Below are 12,991 nucleotides of genomic sequence, written 5' to 3'. Positions count from 1 at the left end.
AAGAAGAATGACAACCGCATGGCAAACCGACGAAACTTCCTCAAGGTGACCGGCGCGGCGGGCGTCGCCGGTCTCACCGGTCTCAGTGGTTGTACCAGTGGCGATTCGAACGACGGCGGTTCTCAGACGACCGACTCTTCGAGCGGCGGCTCCTCGGAGGGGACGACGACCGGCTCGAGCAGCGAACCGCAGACGATGACCTTCGCGCTCACACCGGCCGAGTCCGACGTCGACATCCAACAGCAGTACCAGCCGCTGTTCAACTACCTCGAAGAAGAGACGAACACGACCATCGAGTCGACCGTCGCCGCCGACTACGCAGCAGTCCTGCAGGCACTCGAGAGCGGACAGGCCGACATCGCCGACGCTGCCCCCGCAATCGCAATCCAGGGTGCGAACGAGGGCGTGACGCAGGTCGTCGGCATCCGTATCGCCTACGGTGCCTCGCGATACTTCTCGCTCATCACGACGACGCCCGACAGCGGCATCGAGTCGCTCACGGATCTCGAAGGCGAGACGGTCGCCTTCGCCGACCGTCTCTCGACGAGCGGATCGCTGTTCCCGCTGTACATGCTCAACCAGGCCGGTCTCGACACCGGCGGCGCGCCCGACGGCACGCCGGAGGACTTCACCGGCCAGTGGTCCGACCACGCGACGGCCCGCGAGACACTCATCAACCGCTCGGAGGTCGTGGCGGCCGGGACGGGTGCCTTCTCGACGGCACCGCACGTTCCGGAAGACCAGTTCCCGGAGCAGTTCCTCGAGACGTCCGCGGAGAACGACGGCGACCTCGGCACCGAGGACCCCGAGCTGCAGCTGCTCGCCACCTCCGACCCCATCCCGCGCGCGCCCATCCTGGCTCGTGCCGACATGGACGAGGAGCTGTACGCCGAAGTCGAGACGGCCCTGCTCAACGTCACCGAGGACCAGCTCATCAACGAGGACCTCAGCGACGACCAGCAGCTCTGGTTCACGGGCGTCGCCGAGGGGACGGCCGACGACTACGAGCCCGTCCAGAACGTTCTGGACGCACTCGGCGTGACGCTGGGCCAGTAAGCCTGTCACGGCCGCGAGGAATCGCACCTTTTTCGTAGGTGTACTGTACAATCAATTATCAGGAATCCGGCGACAGCGGTAGCCGGTAACGACGACACATGAGCAAAATAGAAGTAACGAACCTCAGCAAATCGTACGGAGACGTCCAAGCGTTGGACGACGTTTCGTTTACCATTCCGGACGGTGAGTTCGTGGTCCTCCTCGGGGAGTCGGGTGCAGGGAAATCCACCCTCCTCCGCTGTCTCAACGGCATCACGAAGCCGTCGGCAGGCTCCATCACCATCGACGACGAGCCCGTCAAAGGACCACGTAACGACGTCGCAATGATCTTCCAGCAACACTACCTCCTCGAGCAGATGAGTGCCTACGGCAACGCGCTCACCGGTGCACTCGGCCGCACCTCGTTCCTCAAGAGCCTCTTGGGGCTGTACGCCGAGGACGACAAACACGAAGCCCTCCGCGCGCTCGACACGGTCGGTCTCCTCGACGAGGCCAACCAGCGTGCTGGCAAGATGAGCGGTGGCCAGCAACAGCGCGTCGGCATCGCCCGCGCGCTGGTGCAGAAACCGAACCTGCTGCTCGCCGACGAGCCGGTCGCCAGCCTCGACCCCGCGAGTGCCGAGACGGTCATGCGCTACGTCCGACAGGCCGCCAGTGAGCGCGACCTCTCGACCATCGCCAGTCTCCACCAGGTCAACATCGCCCGCGAGTTCGGCGAGCGGTTCCTCGGCATGAAAGACGGGGAACTCGTCTTCGACGGCTACCGCGAGGACTTCACCGTCGATGTCATCGACGAGATCTACGGCGACATCGAGACCGAATCCATCCGCGAAGAGCGCGAAGTGACCCCCACTGAAACGACCGCCACGAGCGGCGCACAAGCGCATGAGTACTGACACCGACCGCATCAAGCAACGACTGTCCGTCATCCAGTTCCACAAACGCGTCCGTCTCGTCTTCTCACTGGTCCTGCTCGCCATCTTCACCTTCTTCTTCCAGAGTGCCCTCTCGGAGGTCGGCTTCTCCGTCGGCGAGATTCTCCGATACTGGCCCCAGTTCACCGACGCGCTCAGCGGCTTCTTCCCGCCAGCGGAGTTCTTCGGCTTCCTTCCCTTCGTCGACGTCAGCCAGTACTGGGCGTTCATCCAGGAGCGGAACCTCCTCCTGCAGTTCCAGAACGGCAACCCCATCCTCGGGGCCGTCTTCGTCACGTTCGCGATGGGCTTCGCCGGGACCGTCCTCGGTATCCCCGGCGCGCTCCTCCTCGGCGTCCTCGGCTCCGAGCGCGTGACGCCCTATCCGTTCAACTTCATCTTCCGCGGCACGATGAGCGTCATCCGCGCCATCCCGGCACTCGTGTGGGCACTCATCTACATCCCGCTCGGCGGCGTCTCGCCGTTCACGGCGACGCTCGCCATCGGGACCGACACGATGGGCAACCTCGGTCGCCTCTTCACCGACGCGCTCGAAGAGGTCGAGGACGGTCCCATCGAGGCCGTCGAGAGTACCGGTGCCAACAGCCCCCAGAAGGTCGTCTTCGGGATGCTCAGCCAGGTCTTCACCCCCTTCATCGCGTGGACCTTCTACATCCTCGAGATCAACGTCCGCATCGCGGTCACGATGGGGCTCATCGGCGGCGGCGGGCTGGGGCAGGTGCTCCAGACCCAGCGCGGTCTGTTCAAATACACCAACATGATGGCGACGATTCTCGTCATCTTCCTGTTGGTCATCTCCGTCGAGGTCTTCAGCCAGCGGATCCGCTCGTACATCCGCGGCAACGACGAGGGGCAGACCATCCTCAGCCTCATCGCGAACTTCCCGCAGCGGATGGCCGAGTCCATCTGGCGGTAGCGCAACGCAGAACCGATTTTCACTTCTCTCCTCTCTCCTCTCGCTTCCTCTCGCTTCCTCTCGCTCCGTCTCTCGACGTACCGGCTACGCCGGCTCAGTAATCGCCCAACCGTGACTGGCCGCTGGACCCCTCGCCGGCACCCGACAGTTCGGCGGCCTTCCGAATCGTCTCCTCGAACGTCTCCTTTTGGCTCCGGTCGTAGAGCGTCGCGGCCGGATGGACACACACGAGGACTCGCCGCGACGACTCGCCGATGCGCGCGTCGACGACGCTGCCAGCCTCCTTCGTCACCGCGACCGAGCGGTCCAGCAGATGCTCGCTCGGGACCTTCCCGAGCGTGACGATGATTTCGGGGTCGACGAGTTCCAGTTCGCGTTCGAGATAGCCGCGGCAGTTCGCGAGCTCCTCTTTGGTGGGGTCGCGGTTCTCCGGCGGCCGACAGCGGACGCAGTTCGTGATGCGGACGTCGGCGCGCGCGAGCCCGACGTCGCGAAGCGCGTCGTCGAGGACCGTTCCCGAACGGCCGACGAACGGCTCGCCCTGTTCGTCCTCGTTCGCGCCGGGCCCTTCGCCGAGAAAGAGCAGGTCGGCGTCCGCCGGCCCGGTTCCGTTGACGATTCGACTCCGCGACTCGACGAGCGCGGGACACCGTTCGCAGTCGGTGACGCAACGCCCCTCCATCTGTTCCATACCGAGGGAGGGGACGGCGTCGGCTTAATTCGGGGTGCTTTCGTCGTCGCCGTCGCTGTCACTGTCGGCAGCGACGTCGATGGATTCGACCCGCTCTCCGTACTCCCGTCCCGCCCGCGCGAGCAGTCGCGCGACCCGCAACGGCTCGGGACGGCCGCCTTCGGGGGTGAAGCCGCGGACGATCTCGGCCGCCTCGGCGTCGTCGACGCCGACCGCGCGGACGAAGCGCGTCTCGCCGTTCACCTCGACGCGTCGCCGCGGCGGGAGGGTCCGGTAGGTCGCGAGCCGTTCGTCGAGCGCGTTCCCCGAAAAGTGCTCGCTGAGTGCCGGTTCCAGCCCCTCGCTGGTCTCGAAGGAGACGGCGATGACCGGCCGCTCGACGGTCTCGTGAATCGCCTGGAGGTCATAGAGATTGAACCACGCGGGCGCGACGCCGGACAGCAGGAGATACTGGACGTCCTCGCGACCGAGCTTCGAAAAAAGCTGAGCCACAGCGGGAGTCGCATCGGTGCCGCCGACGGTGCATCGCCCGAAGACGCAGTCGTCGACGACGCGGTCCGCGCGGACGAGTGCTCCACAGAGGGTGCTTTCGTCGTCGCCGTCCGAGGCGGCGACGCCGAGCGCGCGGCTCCCGGGCTTCACCTACTCGTCCTCTTTGATGTCCTGCAACCGGTCGAGGAGTTCGTCGTTCGAGGCACCGATGTCGAACTCCATACTCCCCTTGTGGTCGTTTTCACGGGACGAGACCCCGTCTGACTCGTCGAGGTCGGCATCGTACTCCTGGTTCTCCTGTTCGGACTCGTCGTAGCTCCCAAAGCCCATGCACGTCTAGATTGCCGCTTCATACGGAAAAATCCGGTGCCGTATCAGATTCCTGTCCATTCCCTGTCCCTTCGCGGAGTATCGGCCGCTTCCCCGGTAGTTTTGGGTTTCGGTGACAAGCCTTCCCCATGGATGTCTTCAACGTGACTGCAGACGCCGAGCAGTTCACCTGCAACGCGTATCTCGTCACGGGCGAACGGACGGTCCTCGTCGACGCGGGCTCGATGCCCGGCGTCGTCGACGTCGTCGCGGACCACGTCGACACACTGGACGCAGTCGTCGTCACCCACCAACACTCCGACCACGTCGACCAACTCGACGCGGTCTGCGAGCGGTTCGGTCCCGAGGTCTACGCCTACGCCGAACATCCCCAGCGAACCGACGCGCTCGACGACGGCGACACCGTCGAGATGGGCGACGAGACTTTCGAGGTCGTCTACACGCCCGGCCACGCCGCCGACCACATCTCGCTCGTCGGCGAGACGGCACTGTTCAGCGGCGACGTCGTCGTCCACAACGACGGCGCGTTCGACAACGGCAGCTTCGGCCGGACTGACCTGCCCGGCCAGTCCCGTGAGCGACTCATCCAGAGCATCTCACAGCTTCTCGACCGCCTCCCCGACTCCGTCACGACCATGTACGCGGGCCACGGCGACGTCTTCGCGGCCGACCCCGACGGCGACAGCGTCCGCGACGTCGTCCGCCGCGCGCTCCTCCGCGCCGAGGAACGCCAGCCGAAGTATCCCGACGGGTAGTCGACGACGACACGGCCGAGTCGGGAGCCTCGATGTTTTCGATCTCTTCGACGAAGCGAGATAGCTGACACTCGTCGGTGTTCTGAGAGAGCCGAGACAGCCGATGCTCGTCGGTGTTCTGAGAGAGCCGAGACAGCCGATGCTCGTCGGTGTTCTGAGAGAGCCGAGACAGCCGATGCTCGTCGGTGTTCTGAGAGTAGTGTTCCGCGCAGAGCGCGCGGAGAAGGAGAGCGCGCTTACGCGGCGCGGCGTTCCTTCGACTTCGGGCGAAGGTGTTTGTAGCCACATTTGCGGCACTGCTTGGCCTTCTTCGGGTTTCGTGCGTTACAGCGCATGCAGATCTGTTTCTCCAGGGTCCGCTCCACGGCGGCGTCGAAACTGGGCATGGAGTGCAGTTACCGACCCGCTTGTATAATGCTTGCGAGACGTCTCTCAGTGACCGAACCGCTCGTCGAGTTCCTCGCGCAACTCGTCGAGCGTCACGTCCTTCATCGACAGGAGGACGAGGAAGTGGTAGACGAGGTCGGCACCCTCCGCCTTCAGCTCTGCCTCGTCGTCGTCTTTCGCCGCCAGGATGAGTTCGGTCGTCTCCTCGCCGAGCTTCTCCAAGACGGCGTTCTCGCCCTTCTCGTGGGTGAAAAGCGACGTCGTGTAGGACCCCTCCGGCAGTTCCTCCTTGCGCTCCTCGATGAGAGAGAACAGCTCGTCGAGGATGTCGTCGTCGGCCATAGACGTGCTCGGATGCGACGGGTCGAAAAGCTGTCCCTTCGCCGTGTCTGCTCACTCAGCGTCGACGGGCGATTCCTCGGCCGACAGTTTACTGTTGCCCTCGACGCCCTCGAAGAACGCCAGTCGGTGGAGCCGGACGTCGTCGGTGAGTTCGGGGTGGAACGACGTGCCGACGACGGGACCGTCGCGGACGGCGACCGGGTCGTCGTCCCACCGCGCGAGCACCTCGACGTCGCCCGCGTCGTCGATGAGGGGTGCACGGATGAAGACCGCGGGGAACGGCTCGTCCAGCCCGTCGACGTCGAGCGGGGCCTCGAAGCTGTCCTTCTGGCGGCCGAAGGCGTTGCGGTCGACGGTGACGTCGACGAGGTCGAGCGTCTCGACGCGGTCGTCCTTCGCGTCCGTCGAGGCGACGATGAGCCCGGCACACGTCGCAAGCACGGGCTTGCCTGCGGCGACGTGTGCTTTGATCTCCGCGGCGATGCCCTCGCTGCGGAGGAGCCGCGAGATGGTCGTCGACTCCCCGCCCGGAAGGAGCAGGACGTCGCAGTCGGGGACGAGCCCGGACTGGCGGATCTCGACGACCTCGGCCTCCTCGCCGTGGAGGCGGGCCGCGCGCTCGACGGCCGCGGCGTGTTCGCTCACGTCACCCTGGACGGCGATGACGCCTGCACGTAGCATAGTCCGTGCTCGGGGTTAGGAGGGTAAAAAGGGCGCGACCCGAACGTGGTCGGAGCGTCGACACGCTGTCGGCACTGGACGGGTGAGAGAATCGAGAGAAACGGACGACCTTACAGTGCGAGGATGTTCAGGAGCTGTACGCCGACACCGAAGAGGACACCGAACGCGACGATGGTCTTGGGGTCGAGCCGGATCGCGTTGCGGTCCTCCGCGTCGAAGTAGCGGACGAGCCCTGCACTCGACATCAGGCCGCCGCTGTTCTGTCCACTGCTCATACTGCATACCACCGCTCTTTGGGGGTGTAAACGTTTCGACTCCCCAGACCGTCAGGTGGCGAGTCACTCGCCCGAACCCGACGGTCCGGCGGCGGAGACATCCACCTTGGAAACCCTTTTAGGAACTCGTAGGCTACCCGGAGAAGGGAACAATGACTGTCCGACTCAAAGACTTCTACGCCGACTGGTGTGGCCCGTGTAAGACCCAGGACCCCATCCTCGAAGAGCTGGAGGCCGACTACCCCGACGTCTCCTTCGAAAAGGTCGACGTCGACGACGAACAGGAGATCGCCAACCAGTATCAGGTCCGCTCGCTGCCGACGCTCATCGTCGAGAACGACGACGGCGTCGTCGACCGCTTCGTCGGTGTCACCCAGCGCGAGGACATCGAAAGCGCCCTCAAGCAGGCCGGCGCGTAGAGCGAGCGAGTATTCACGCCGATTCGGTCCTCGTTTTGAGCCGTCTGACGACGACGCCGAGTCCGTAGGCGACGCTGCCAGCGACGGCTCCACCCGCGCACAGCGCGAGGTAGACGAGCCACGTCGGCGAGTCCGAACTCGGCCCGAGGACGGCCGTGGCGAGCACGAGAAACGCGCCGACGCCAGCGAGCGGCCCGACGAGAGCCGTCGCGGCCGGTCGCAGACCGCGGCCGACGAACGCGTACCACCCGACGAGACCGAGCGTCGCGACGGCGACGGCGGCGAGGACGACGCGGCTCGCGGACTCGACAGCGACGCCGAGGACCACGCGGACGTCGGCGAGTTCCCACAGGAACCGCTCGACGGTCCACGCGAGAAACGTGACGAGACCGAGGAGGAGGGCGAGACGCCGGGGCGTCGGACGTCGACTGACCATATCCGGACGTTTCGCGGGCGAGAGATAGATGTGTCGAGCACCGCTCGGCCGAAGACGGGCCACACGTCCGAGTGTGAGTCGTCGCGAGAGGCTGCCGTGAGCGGACTGGTCGGCCGTGACCGTGGCTACGGTTATGATGGTCGCGAATCGACGCTATGTCATGCCCTCCGATACTGAGACCGGCCAGGGGTTCGACAGACGACGCCTCGCGTTTGGGGCCGTCTTTCTGAGCCTCGTGGCCCTCTGGTACGCGACGCATCCGGCGCAGTTCGCCGCCGAGTTCAGTCAGCCGGTGACGTACGTCCTCGCCGCCCTCACGGTCGTGGTTCTCGTCGTCTCCGCCCACCGCCGACTCCGTGAGACGTGGCTGTTCGGTCTCAGTCTCGGGCTGCTCGTCGCGGTGTGGGGACTACACAACCTCGCCGGGCCGGCGATGCCGCTGCTCACCGGATACGGATTCGTCGTCCTCGGTGTCTGCGGCGTCGGCTACGCGGTCTATACGCGGATACGGGACCGGTCGGCGTCGGAAGCGTAGCTGGCTACTGGAACCGGACGCCGAGGTCGTGCAGCCCCTCGTTGTTCGTCGCGACGTTGATGAGAAGCGGCGTCACCGCCTCGATTTCGGGTGCGTTGGCGATGCCGCCGGCGTCGAGCGCGCGCAGGCCTTCGATACCCTCGGCGAGCATCCGCACCGTCTCCTTGGCGTCCTCGTCGTCGGCAACGAGCAGGGTGTCGATACCCAACTCGGCGTCGAGGTCGGCCAGTCGAGCCGCCGCGAGGTTGTGGAACGCGCCGACGACAGAGACGCCCTCGGGGGCCGCGTCGGCGACGATCTCCGTCACGCTGCCCGCGCCGGGACGGTGGTAGTGGAAGCCGTCGTCGTCGCGTTTGATACCCACCGCGGGACTGACGAGCACGTCGCCCTCGTCGAGTTTGTCGGCGATGGTCTCGACCGTGTCGGCGACGTGGTACGGCGGGACCGCGAGCACGACGATGTCCGCGCGGTCGGCGGCCATCTCGTTTTTGAAGCCCGTGACCTTCCGCTCGACGCCGCGGCTGTCGAGTTCGGTCTCGTACTCCTCGGCCTTCGCCCGAGCCTTCTCGGGTTCACGGGAGCCGATGATGACCTCGTGGTTCGTGTGATACGCCCAGCGGAGGGCCAAGCCCTCGCCGATGTCGCCGGTGCCGCCGAGTAGTGCGATTCGCATACTCCTGAGTGTGGAGTGCCGAGAGGTAAGCCTTGCGCGACCGGAGAAGGCGGCCGGTGTCGACGGCCCAATAGCTATGGCAGTCGCGGGGCAGCCTCCACTATGGACGGTCCCAGCTACGACGTGCTCCTCCGCCCGTCGCCCGGTGAGTCGGCCCGCCCCGGCCGCGCCTTCCTCACCGACGACGCGCTCCTGCTCACCCCCTCGCGCCACGGCCGGTTCACCCGCCTCGTCGGCGACGCGGTCGACGGCCTGCTCGCCGGCCTGCCCGAGTCGCTCGGCCTCTACTCGCCACACGCCGTCTCCCGCACCGAGGCGACCCACGACCCCGAGACGCTGCGCGTCCGCTACGCCGACCTGCGGGCACTGGCACCCGTCGTCCGCCCGACGGGCTTCACGCTCTCGCTCCGCGTCGACGGCCGCGAGGAGGAGATCCGGCTCCGGTTTCGCTCGGCCGAAGAACGCGACGAGACGGTCGGGTTGGCTCGGGAACTCCGAGCGCGCGCTCGCGAGGCTGGCGTCGAGGTGGCCGTCTACGACCCCGGCGGCCGGGGGCGGCTGCTGTCGCTTGCGGAGTCGGAGTGACCCGGGGAGCGTCGTCGACGGGTCAGGACTCGTCGCCGTCGTCGTCCGCGTCGCCCTCGCTGTCACCGCGCGTGACCCACTCGCCGTAGACGATGCGTCGCGAGACGAAGGGCGCGACCAACAGCACCGGGACGAGCGCGGCCAGCTGCGTCAGCGAGTTCGCGGGCGTCACGAGAGCCACGACGGCGTAACCGAGCGCGTCGAGCGCGAGCATCGTCACGAGAAACCGGCCGTACTGACTCATTCGAGGAGGGCGGGAAGGTCGTTGACGCTGTCGAGGACGGCGGCCGCACCGGCGGCCTCGTACTTCGCGCGGCCCGCCTCGCCCGTCAGGCCGCCCGTCAAGACGCCGATGCCGTAGTAGTCGCGCTCGGGGTCGGCCTCGGCGGCGTTGACCGCGGTCTCGACGTCGTCGAGCGTGTCGCCGGTGAACGTCACTGCGTCGGCGTCGAACCGCTCGGCCAGCGTCGTCAGCGCGTAGGGGTGGGGTTTGCCCCGCTCCCAGTCGTCCATCGTGAAGCGGTGCTCGTCGGGGACGTCCAGTCCCACTCGGTCGAGGGCGATGTCGGCCTCGGCGGCGGGGCGGCCGGTGACGACGCCGACGTCGAAGCGTGTCGTGAGGTCGTCGATGGTCTCCTCGGTGACGATGACGGGTTCGTCGTGGATGTAGCCCGGCGCGTCGAACGGCGGCTCGCCGCCTTCGAGGTCCCGGTAGAGGTCACTGCCGAGATAGAGCGTCTGGAAGACGTCGCGGAGGCGTTCTTTGTCCCACTTGTTTCGGACTCGCGCCTGCGAGATGCTGGGGAGTTCGGCGACCGTCGCACGGGCGGCGTCGAGACCGCCGCCGCGCTCGGCGATCTCGTCGGTGAACTCGGCGAGACGGAGGTCGAGTCCCTCGCTGCGGCCGAGGACGTAGAGTGCCGCCGCGTAGGTGAGTTCCCAGTCGTTGTTGAAGCCGCCCGCGTCCTTGAAGAGCTGGATGTCCTCGAAGTCGATGGTCTTGCCATACACTCTGTCGACCGACTCGACGATGGCTCGTCGGTAAGAGTCGGCGACGTCGACGAGTACCCCGTCGATGTCGAGGACGACTGCGTCCGCGTTCATACCGGTCGTCCGGCCGTCACGCGCTAAAGTGCTTCTGTCCCGGCCTCTTCGTCCGGCTTAGACGGCAACGTAGACCGTCTCGCGCCCGATTTCGACGTCGCCGACGGTCTCGCGGCGGACGGCCACGTCGGGTTCCTCGTAGCCGAGGGTGGTAAAGAGGAAGTCCGCGCCGGTCGCGCGGGCGACGTCGCGGACGGGGCGGTGGAGTTCGGCCGGGAGGTTCAACGCGTAGATGGCGTCGACGGCGTAGAGCGGGCCGGGGTCAGTGGCGTCGCTCGCGGCGACGACGTCGTCGCGGACGAACCGGACGCCCTCCGGAACCTCGACACCGTCGAGGGCGGTCACGTCGACGACGTCGGTCACGGTGACCGACGCCCCGTCGGCGGCGAGGGCGGCGGCGACGTCGGGACGGCGGCCGACGCCGACTTCCACCAGCGAGTCGTAGCGGGCGAGTCGGGCCGTGAGCGCGTCGCGCAGTGCAGTATTCACGTCGGGATATTTATGACAGGCCGTCGCATAACCCCTTCCATGCTTGTCGACATCGTGCCCATCGGGGACGTCCCCGCGCAGGTCAAGCGGGAGGCCTCGGCAGCCCTCCGCTCTGTCTACGACCTCGACGTGAGCGTCCACGACCAACAGAGCATCCCCCAGGGCGCGTACGACCGGAGTCGGAACCAGTACCGGGCCGAGGAGTTCATCGAGCTGGCCAGCCGCGTCGGGAGCGGCGACAAGAACATCGGCATCACGCCGCAGGACCTCTTCTACCGCCGCCGCAACTACGTCTTCGGGCTCGCCTACCTCAACGGCAACGGCTCCGTCATCTCCACCTACCGGCTCCAGACCTCCTCCGACGGCGGCATCTCCTCCAAGCCCCAGTCGGAGGTCTTCGCCGACCGCGTCCGCAAAGAGGTCGTCCACGAGATCGGCCACACCTTCGGCCTCGAACACTGCGACAACTCCAAATGCGTGATGAGCTTCTCGCCGACGGTCCGCGAGGTCGACGTCAAAGAGGAGAACCTCTGCGGCACGTGTAGTCGGCTCTACCGGTAATCCCTCCGCCGTCGCTCGGTCTCTCTACTTAAACTGCTCGCTGGTTCTATGTGTCGTACATCTGTCCCACCCCTTAAAGAGTGTGGGAACCATACACACACATGGAGGTCTCGTATGAACATCTCACAAATCATTTCTCACGAGTTCAGTACCCTCGACGCAGACGCCCCAGTCTCGAAGTTGACGGGTGCGTTCGAGGACCAGACGCTCAAGGCCGTCGTCGTCACCAACGCGACGGACTACGAGGGCGTCGTCACCCGCCAACAGCTGCTCACCTCGCACCACAAACCGGCGGGGAAAGTCGGCTCGCTGGTCTACCACGTGCCGACCGTCAGCGAGACCACCGACGTTCGGGAGGCCGCTCGGCTCATGGTCGAGTCCCGCTCGATGGTCCTCCCCGTCCTCGCAGGGGGCGACCTCGTCGGCGTCGTCGATGCCGACGACCTGCTCGCCGAAGTACAGGAGTCGCTGTCGGCTCTCGACGTCGAAGACGTCTACACGGCCGACCTGCAGACGGTCACCCCGAACGACACGCTGGGGACCGCGCTCAACCGGTTCCGCGAGCGGCGCATCACCCATCTGCCCGTCGTCGACGGCGACGACCTCGTCGGTATCGTCAGTGCCTCGGACGTCGTGAGCTTCACGACGCGCGACGTCTCGAAGAGTACGGGCGGCGAGTCGAGTCTCGGTCCCGGCGGGGCGCGACAGGGCGGTTTCGGTGCCCGCGAAGGCGACACCGACCGGATGCTCGACCTACCCGTCCGTGACCTGATGAACTCCCCCGTCGACACGACGACGACCGACGCGACGCTCGAGACGGCGGTCGAGACGATGTTCGACCGCGGCTGCTCGTCGCTCGTCGTCGTCGAGGAGGACGACCCGGCGGGCATCGTCACCAAGACCGACGTGCTGCGCTCGCTGACGTGGACGCCCAAGGGCCACCGCGGGGTGCAGGTCATCGGCATCGGTCTCCTCGAAGATATGTCGTACGACAGGGTCGCCGCGATGGTCGAAGAGTTGGTCGCAAAGGACAGCGAGATAACGCTGCTCGATGCGACCATCCACCTGCACGAACACGACGAGACGCTCCGCGGGACGCCGCTCGTCCTGGCGCGCGTCCGGCTGTTCACCGACAGGGGCTTCGTCACCGGCTCCGGCGAGGGCTACGGCGCGAAACACGCGCTCCACGAGGCGCGCGACGTCGTCGAGCGACAGATCATCGAACAGAAGACCCACGCCCAGACCAAGAAGCACCCGGACGAGGACACGCGGACGCGTCTCCGGGGCTACTGAGCGTCGGCCGACCCCTTGTTTTTCGCCTGCGACCCG

The 12,991-nt window shown here is 66.4% G+C and carries 21 protein-coding genes; 9 read left to right on the top strand and 12 right to left on the bottom strand.

Annotated elements, in window-relative coordinates:
- Positions 1–18 precede the first annotated feature (18 nt).
- The 3 genes from BLR57_RS03010 (at position 19) to phnE (ending at position 2,907) form a co-directional block, all read left to right on the top strand.
- Positions 19–1,056 (top strand): substrate-binding domain-containing protein, encoded by a 1,038-nt coding sequence (locus BLR57_RS03010; RefSeq protein ID WP_089694002.1) that lies wholly within the window; start codon positions 19–21, stop codon positions 1,054–1,056.
- 98 nt (positions 1,057–1,154) lie between these two features.
- Positions 1,155–1,952 carry a phosphonate ABC transporter ATP-binding protein gene (gene phnC / locus BLR57_RS03005; protein ID WP_089694000.1) on the top strand — a complete coding sequence of 266 codons (798 nt, stop codon included), beginning with the start codon at positions 1,155–1,157 and terminating at the stop codon, positions 1,950–1,952.
- On the top strand, positions 1,942–2,907 hold the full coding sequence (phnE, locus tag BLR57_RS03000) for a phosphonate ABC transporter, permease protein PhnE (protein ID WP_089693998.1): 966 nt from the start codon (positions 1,942–1,944) through the stop codon (positions 2,905–2,907). Before phnC ends, phnE begins: the two co-directional genes overlap by 11 nt.
- 94 nt (positions 2,908–3,001) lie before the next feature.
- Here the strand turns inward: phnE and BLR57_RS02995 are convergent, their stop codons facing one another.
- The 3 genes from BLR57_RS02995 to BLR57_RS02985 are packed head-to-tail and all read right to left on the bottom strand — an operon-like array spanning position 3,002 to position 4,420.
- A complete protein-coding gene (locus BLR57_RS02995) occupies positions 3,002–3,598 on the bottom strand; it encodes a uracil-DNA glycosylase (protein ID WP_089693997.1) in 597 nt (198 codons plus the stop codon).
- A 24-nt stretch (positions 3,599–3,622) separates the two neighbouring features.
- Entirely contained in the window at positions 3,623–4,240 is a 618-nt protein-coding gene (locus BLR57_RS02990) for an endonuclease dU (RefSeq protein ID WP_089693995.1), read from the bottom strand.
- Positions 4,241–4,420 carry a DUF5786 family protein gene (locus BLR57_RS02985; protein ID WP_089693993.1) on the bottom strand — a complete coding sequence of 60 codons (180 nt, stop codon included), beginning with the start codon at positions 4,418–4,420 and terminating at the stop codon, positions 4,241–4,243.
- A gap of 128 nt (positions 4,421–4,548) precedes the next feature.
- On the opposite strand from BLR57_RS02985, the gene BLR57_RS02980 reads away from it, so the two are divergent.
- Positions 4,549–5,175: an MBL fold metallo-hydrolase gene (locus tag BLR57_RS02980; protein WP_089693991.1), complete on the top strand. Its 627-nt coding sequence runs from the start codon at positions 4,549–4,551 to the stop codon at positions 5,173–5,175.
- Positions 5,176–5,411: 236 nt separating this feature from the next.
- On the opposite strand, the gene BLR57_RS02975 is transcribed toward BLR57_RS02980, so the two are convergent.
- The 4 genes from BLR57_RS02975 to BLR57_RS02960 all read right to left on the bottom strand — a co-directional run bounded on the left by BLR57_RS02975 (position 5,412) and on the right by BLR57_RS02960 (position 6,860).
- Positions 5,412–5,561 carry a 50S ribosomal protein L40e gene (locus BLR57_RS02975; protein WP_089693990.1) on the bottom strand — a complete coding sequence of 50 codons (150 nt, stop codon included), beginning with the start codon at positions 5,559–5,561 and terminating at the stop codon, positions 5,412–5,414.
- 46 nt (positions 5,562–5,607) lie between these two features.
- A complete protein-coding gene (gene hisE / locus BLR57_RS02970; RefSeq protein ID WP_089693988.1) occupies positions 5,608–5,904 on the bottom strand; it encodes a phosphoribosyl-ATP diphosphatase in 297 nt (98 codons plus the stop codon).
- 51 nt (positions 5,905–5,955) lie between these two features.
- Positions 5,956–6,585, bottom strand: coding sequence for a pyridoxal 5'-phosphate synthase glutaminase subunit PdxT (pdxT, locus tag BLR57_RS02965; protein WP_089693986.1), 630 nt, complete (start codon positions 6,583–6,585; stop codon positions 5,956–5,958).
- A 110-nt stretch (positions 6,586–6,695) separates the two neighbouring features.
- Complete coding sequence (locus BLR57_RS02960; protein WP_089693984.1) at positions 6,696–6,860, bottom strand: preprotein translocase subunit Sec61beta; 165 nt, start codon at positions 6,858–6,860, stop codon at positions 6,696–6,698.
- Between the two features lie 152 nt (positions 6,861–7,012).
- On the opposite strand from BLR57_RS02960, the gene BLR57_RS02955 reads away from it, so the two are divergent.
- Positions 7,013–7,279, top strand: a complete 267-nt coding sequence (locus tag BLR57_RS02955) for a thioredoxin family protein (RefSeq protein WP_089693982.1) — start codon at positions 7,013–7,015, stop codon at positions 7,277–7,279.
- Positions 7,280–7,292: 13 nt separating this feature from the next.
- Here the strand turns inward: BLR57_RS02955 and BLR57_RS02950 are convergent, their stop codons facing one another.
- A complete protein-coding gene (locus tag BLR57_RS02950) occupies positions 7,293–7,715 on the bottom strand; it encodes a hypothetical protein (RefSeq protein WP_089693979.1) in 423 nt (140 codons plus the stop codon).
- 160 nt (positions 7,716–7,875) lie between these two features.
- On the opposite strand from BLR57_RS02950, the gene BLR57_RS02945 reads away from it, so the two are divergent.
- Positions 7,876–8,250, top strand: coding sequence for a hypothetical protein (locus BLR57_RS02945; protein ID WP_089693977.1), 375 nt, complete (start codon positions 7,876–7,878; stop codon positions 8,248–8,250).
- A 4-nt stretch (positions 8,251–8,254) separates the two neighbouring features.
- Here BLR57_RS02945 and npdG read toward each other — a convergent pair whose 3' ends face one another.
- Positions 8,255–8,923, bottom strand: coding sequence for an NADPH-dependent F420 reductase (gene npdG, locus BLR57_RS02940; RefSeq protein ID WP_089693975.1), 669 nt, complete (start codon positions 8,921–8,923; stop codon positions 8,255–8,257).
- A gap of 102 nt (positions 8,924–9,025) precedes the next feature.
- Here npdG and BLR57_RS02935 point away from each other — a divergent pair, with 102 nt between their 5' ends.
- Positions 9,026–9,508, top strand: coding sequence for a hypothetical protein (locus BLR57_RS02935; protein ID WP_089693973.1), 483 nt, complete (start codon positions 9,026–9,028; stop codon positions 9,506–9,508).
- A gap of 22 nt (positions 9,509–9,530) precedes the next feature.
- Here the strand turns inward: BLR57_RS02935 and BLR57_RS02930 are convergent, their stop codons facing one another.
- The 3 genes from BLR57_RS02930 to BLR57_RS02920 are packed head-to-tail and all read right to left on the bottom strand — an operon-like array spanning position 9,531 to position 11,101.
- Positions 9,531–9,752 carry a DUF7534 family protein gene (locus BLR57_RS02930; protein WP_089693971.1) on the bottom strand — a complete coding sequence of 74 codons (222 nt, stop codon included), beginning with the start codon at positions 9,750–9,752 and terminating at the stop codon, positions 9,531–9,533.
- Entirely contained in the window at positions 9,749–10,612 is an 864-nt protein-coding gene (locus BLR57_RS02925; protein WP_089693969.1) for a TIGR01548 family HAD-type hydrolase, read from the bottom strand. The genes BLR57_RS02930 and BLR57_RS02925 overlap by 4 nt, the downstream gene beginning before the upstream one ends.
- Before the next feature lie 57 nt (positions 10,613–10,669).
- Positions 10,670–11,101, bottom strand: coding sequence for a UPF0146 family protein (locus tag BLR57_RS02920; protein WP_089693967.1), 432 nt, complete (start codon positions 11,099–11,101; stop codon positions 10,670–10,672).
- A 39-nt stretch (positions 11,102–11,140) separates the two neighbouring features.
- On the opposite strand from BLR57_RS02920, the gene BLR57_RS02915 reads away from it, so the two are divergent.
- Positions 11,141–11,662, top strand: coding sequence for an archaemetzincin family Zn-dependent metalloprotease (locus BLR57_RS02915; protein ID WP_089693965.1), 522 nt, complete (start codon positions 11,141–11,143; stop codon positions 11,660–11,662).
- A gap of 114 nt (positions 11,663–11,776) precedes the next feature.
- A complete protein-coding gene (locus tag BLR57_RS02910) occupies positions 11,777–12,955 on the top strand; it encodes a CBS domain-containing protein (protein WP_089693963.1) in 1,179 nt (392 codons plus the stop codon).
- The last annotated feature ends 36 nt before the right edge of the window (positions 12,956–12,991 follow it).

This window comes from Halogranum gelatinilyticum, from assembly GCF_900103715.1.
Taxonomy (GTDB): Archaea; Halobacteriota; Halobacteria; order Halobacteriales; family Haloferacaceae; genus Halogranum; species Halogranum gelatinilyticum.
The sequence above is the reverse complement of the archived record's forward strand: the minus strand, read 5'-3'. Positions and strand labels throughout refer to the sequence as shown.

Excerpts from the sequence above, each read along its gene's own strand:
- BLR57_RS03010 (WP_089694002.1), top strand. The coding sequence starts at position 19 with ATGGCAAACCGACGAAACTTCCTCAAGGTGACCGGCGCGGCGGGCGTC.
- phnC (WP_089694000.1), top strand. The coding sequence starts at position 1,155 with ATGAGCAAAATAGAAGTAACGAACCTCAGCAAATCGTACGGAGACGTC.
- phnE (WP_089693998.1), top strand. The coding sequence starts at position 1,942 with ATGAGTACTGACACCGACCGCATCAAGCAACGACTGTCCGTCATCCAG.
- BLR57_RS02995 (WP_089693997.1), bottom strand. The coding sequence starts at position 3,598 with ATGGAACAGATGGAGGGGCGTTGCGTCACCGACTGCGAACGGTGTCCC.
- BLR57_RS02985 (WP_089693993.1), bottom strand. The coding sequence starts at position 4,420 with ATGGGCTTTGGGAGCTACGACGAGTCCGAACAGGAGAACCAGGAGTAC.
- BLR57_RS02980 (WP_089693991.1), top strand. The coding sequence starts at position 4,549 with ATGGATGTCTTCAACGTGACTGCAGACGCCGAGCAGTTCACCTGCAAC.
- BLR57_RS02975 (WP_089693990.1), bottom strand. The coding sequence starts at position 5,561 with ATGCCCAGTTTCGACGCCGCCGTGGAGCGGACCCTGGAGAAACAGATC.
- hisE (WP_089693988.1), bottom strand. The coding sequence starts at position 5,904 with ATGGCCGACGACGACATCCTCGACGAGCTGTTCTCTCTCATCGAGGAG.
- pdxT (WP_089693986.1), bottom strand. The coding sequence starts at position 6,585 with ATGCTACGTGCAGGCGTCATCGCCGTCCAGGGTGACGTGAGCGAACAC.
- BLR57_RS02960 (WP_089693984.1), bottom strand. The coding sequence starts at position 6,860 with ATGAGCAGTGGACAGAACAGCGGCGGCCTGATGTCGAGTGCAGGGCTC.
- BLR57_RS02955 (WP_089693982.1), top strand. The coding sequence starts at position 7,013 with ATGACTGTCCGACTCAAAGACTTCTACGCCGACTGGTGTGGCCCGTGT.
- BLR57_RS02950 (WP_089693979.1), bottom strand. The coding sequence starts at position 7,715 with ATGGTCAGTCGACGTCCGACGCCCCGGCGTCTCGCCCTCCTCCTCGGT.
- BLR57_RS02945 (WP_089693977.1), top strand. The coding sequence starts at position 7,876 with ATGCCCTCCGATACTGAGACCGGCCAGGGGTTCGACAGACGACGCCTC.
- npdG (WP_089693975.1), bottom strand. The coding sequence starts at position 8,923 with ATGCGAATCGCACTACTCGGCGGCACCGGCGACATCGGCGAGGGCTTG.
- BLR57_RS02935 (WP_089693973.1), top strand. The coding sequence starts at position 9,026 with ATGGACGGTCCCAGCTACGACGTGCTCCTCCGCCCGTCGCCCGGTGAG.
- BLR57_RS02930 (WP_089693971.1), bottom strand. The coding sequence starts at position 9,752 with ATGAGTCAGTACGGCCGGTTTCTCGTGACGATGCTCGCGCTCGACGCG.
- BLR57_RS02925 (WP_089693969.1), bottom strand. The coding sequence starts at position 10,612 with ATGAACGCGGACGCAGTCGTCCTCGACATCGACGGGGTACTCGTCGAC.
- BLR57_RS02915 (WP_089693965.1), top strand. The coding sequence starts at position 11,141 with ATGCTTGTCGACATCGTGCCCATCGGGGACGTCCCCGCGCAGGTCAAG.
- BLR57_RS02910 (WP_089693963.1), top strand. The coding sequence starts at position 11,777 with ATGAACATCTCACAAATCATTTCTCACGAGTTCAGTACCCTCGACGCA.